The organism is Nocardia sp. NPDC004068 (assembly GCF_042874315.1).
Lineage (GTDB): Bacteria > Actinomycetota > Actinomycetes > Mycobacteriales > Mycobacteriaceae > Nocardia.
On record NZ_JBIAMW010000006.1, the window covers coordinates 26,621 to 29,874 of the forward strand.

At 68.1% G+C, this 3,254-nt stretch carries 2 protein-coding genes; both read left to right on the forward strand.

Features of this window, described 5'->3' with window-relative positions:
- The first annotated feature begins 270 nt into the window (after positions 1 to 270).
- Entirely contained in the window at positions 271 to 1,950 is a 1,680-nt protein-coding gene (locus tag ACFYTQ_RS16290; RefSeq protein WP_387361386.1) for a fatty acyl-AMP ligase, read from the forward strand.
- Complete coding sequence (locus tag ACFYTQ_RS16295; protein ID WP_387361388.1) at positions 1,947 to 3,233, forward strand: MupA/Atu3671 family FMN-dependent luciferase-like monooxygenase; 1,287 nt, start codon at positions 1,947 to 1,949, stop codon at positions 3,231 to 3,233. The genes ACFYTQ_RS16290 and ACFYTQ_RS16295 overlap by 4 nt, the downstream gene beginning before the upstream one ends.
- The last annotated feature ends 21 nt before the right edge of the window (positions 3,234 to 3,254 follow it).

Below are 3,254 nucleotides of genomic sequence, written 5' to 3' on the forward strand. Positions count from 1 at the left end.
GTTTCGATCGCCGGGTCAATGCCGGGTCGGCGAATTCCCGCCCGCCCCGGACCTATGGAAACCGAACGTCCGATATGTTGTTACCCCCTGGAAATATAAGGCACCGAAACCTCGCCATTCCCCACGTATGTATGCGATGATGACTCGAGAACGCAGTATGCCCACCGGTGTGTCAGGGGTGCGGTAGTTCGCACGGTTGTACAGCAACGACGCTTACCACAATCGAATTCTCCAGTTCTTGTGTAAGGTAGCTGACCCGAGGGGATGCGGATGAACCGCGGGAACTTGTCGCAGCACCCAACAACTCTTGTGGACATATTATTGCGGCGGGGTCTGGAAGAGCCCGGTCGAACGGCTTATACATTTCTCGACGAGCGTGGCGGCCGCGAGGAAGAGAATTACGGCCTGCTATTGGATCGGGTATTCGGCACGGCGGCGCGATTACAGGAAGTCAGCGCGCCCGGCGATCGAATTCTCCTGTTGTGTCCGCCCGGCCCGGATATGGTGCACGCGCTTTTCGCCTGTCTGCTGTCGCGCCGCATCGCCGTGCCGTTGTATGTGCCCACTTCGCAACGACATTCGGAGACCGTCGCCGCGATCGCGCGCGACAGCGGGGCGACCGCCGTCCTCGCCCCGGCCGCGGCCGCCGCGGTGGCCCGCGAGCGGCTGGGCTGGACGGGCCCGACGGTGCTCGACACCGGCGATGTCGACCCCGGCGCGCGACCGCCGCTGGACGAGCCGCCCGGCCCGGACGACATCGCCTACCTGCAATACACCTCCGGGTCGACCGGCAGCCCCAAGGGCGTGGTGGTCCGCCACCGCAACCTCGTGCACAACATCGCCGACCTGTGCGCGGCGTTCGGCCTCACGCCGGACAGCGCCGGGGCCTACTGGCTGCCGCCCTCGCACGACATGGGCCTGATCCTGGGCATCCTCACCCCGCTGCACACCGGCTTCCCGGTGACCCTCATGGCCCCGCTGACGTTCCTGCGGGATCCGCTGCGGTGGCTGCGCGCGATCGCCGAGCACCCGAAAACCGTTGCGGGCGGGCCGAATCTGGCCTACGGCATCTGCGCCGAACGCGTCTCCGACGCCGACGCCGCCGCACTGGACCTCTCCGGCTGGGAGGTCGCGCTGGTCGGCGCCGAACCGGTGAACCCGACCGTGCTGCGGGCCTTCGCCGACAAGTTCGCGGTGGCCGGATTCCGGCCCGACGCCTTCCTCCCGGCGTATGGACTGGCCGAGGCCACTCTGTACGTGAGCGGCGGCCCGCCCGGTTCGGGCGTGCGCACCCGCAGGTTCTCCGGCGCGGCGCTGGAACGCGGCGAGGTGGTCGAACACCCGGACGGGCGCGAACTCGTCGACGTCGGCCCGGTGGGCGCGGGCGCCGCGGTGCTGGTCGATCCCGGCACGCGAAGACGGGTGGAACCCGGGCGGGTCGGGGAGATCTGGCTGCGCGGCCCGAGTGTCACCACGGGCTACTGGCGCAAACCCGAGGAGAGCGAACGGACCTTCGCGGCCCGGATCGAGGGCGAGCCCGACGCGACATATCTGCGCACCGGCGATCTCGGCTTCGCCGTCGACGGCCATCTGTTCATCTGCGGCCGCAGCAAAGAGGTCATGATCATCAACGGCCGCAATCTCTTTCCGCAGGATATCGAGTGGAGTATCGAATCCAATCACCCCGGGCTGCGGCGGGGCGGCTGTGCGGCGTTCTCCGCGGAGGTGGACGGTGAGGAACGGCTGATCGTCGTCCAGGAACTCGACGGCGCCGCGGCCGCGGATCTCGAGGCGTCCATCAAATCCGCCGTCAGCCGGGAACACGCCGTCGCCCTGCACCGGGTGATATTCGTCGACAAGGGCCAGGTGCCCAAGACGACGAGCGGAAAGATCCGCCGCGCACAACTGCGGCGAGCCTATGCGAGTGAATCCGAATCGAGGTTGTCATGAGCCACGCGCCCGGCGCCACGGGAACGACGGAATACTTCGTGGAATGGGTGCGGCAGCGGCTGGGAGTCGAAGCCGTAGACCCTCGCACCCCGCTCACCGCCCTCGGCCTGGATTCGGTGAAGGCCGCCGAATTGTTGACCATTCTCGAGGATCAATTCGATACCGAGATATCGGCCGAGGATATGTACGCCGATATGAGTATCGCGGATTTGGCGAAACAGGTCGGCGCGCATCGGGAACCCGCCGCGGACATCGAATTCGGGCTGTTCTTCTTCGCCAGCGACGCCCAGCGCAGCGACGCGAACCGGTACCGCCTGCTACTGGACAGCGCGCGCTTCGCCGACACCCACGGCTTCCGGGCGATCTGGTTGCCGGAGCGGCATTTTCACAAATTCGGCGGCCTGTACCCCAACCCGGCCGTGCTCGGCGCCGCGGTGGCAACCGCCACGCAACAGGTGCGGATCCGCGCGGGCAGTGTGGTCCTGCCGCTGCACAATCCGGTCCGGGTGGCCGAGGACTGGTCGGTGGTCGACAACCTCTCGCACGGCCGGGTCGATCTCGCCTTCGCCACCGGCTGGAACCCCGACGACTTCGTGCTCGCCCCCGGCGAGTACGCCGAGCGGGTCGAGGTCACCCGCGCCGGGATGGAGACCGTGCGGCGGCTGTGGCGGGGCGAGACGATCGAGCTGCCCAACGGCGTCGGCGACGCCCGCCCGGTGCGGATCTTCCCGACCCCCATCCAGCCGGACGTGGCGACCTGGGTGACGTGCAGCGGCAGTGCGGAGCGGTTCGAGATGGCGGGCGGGCTCGGCGCCAATGTGCTCACCGCCCTGCTGTTCCAGGACATCGATGAACTGGCGGAGAAGCTCGCCGCCTACCGCAAGGCGCGCGCGCACGCGGGTCACGATCCCGACGGCGGGACGGTCACCGTCATGCTGCACACCTTCGTCGGCGAGCGCGAGGACATGGTCCGCCAGACCGTGCGCGCGCCGTTCCGCGGCTACCTCGAGGACTCCGTGGACCTGTGGCGGCGCGGGCTGTCCTCGCTCGACACCTTGGACGACCGCTCGCGAAACAAGGTGCTGGACTTCGCCTTCGAGCGCTACTACCGCTCGAGCGGGCTGTTCGGCACCCCCGATTCGGCCCGGACCATGGTCGAACAGCTGCGCGAGGCCGGGGCCGACGAGATCGCCTGCCTGATCGATTTCGGGATCGACGAGCCGACCGTGCTCGCCGGGCTGGAATCGCTCGCGACGCTGAAGAACTCGATCCGCGGTCTCTAGCCGTCGATCTCAGGAGGCGGG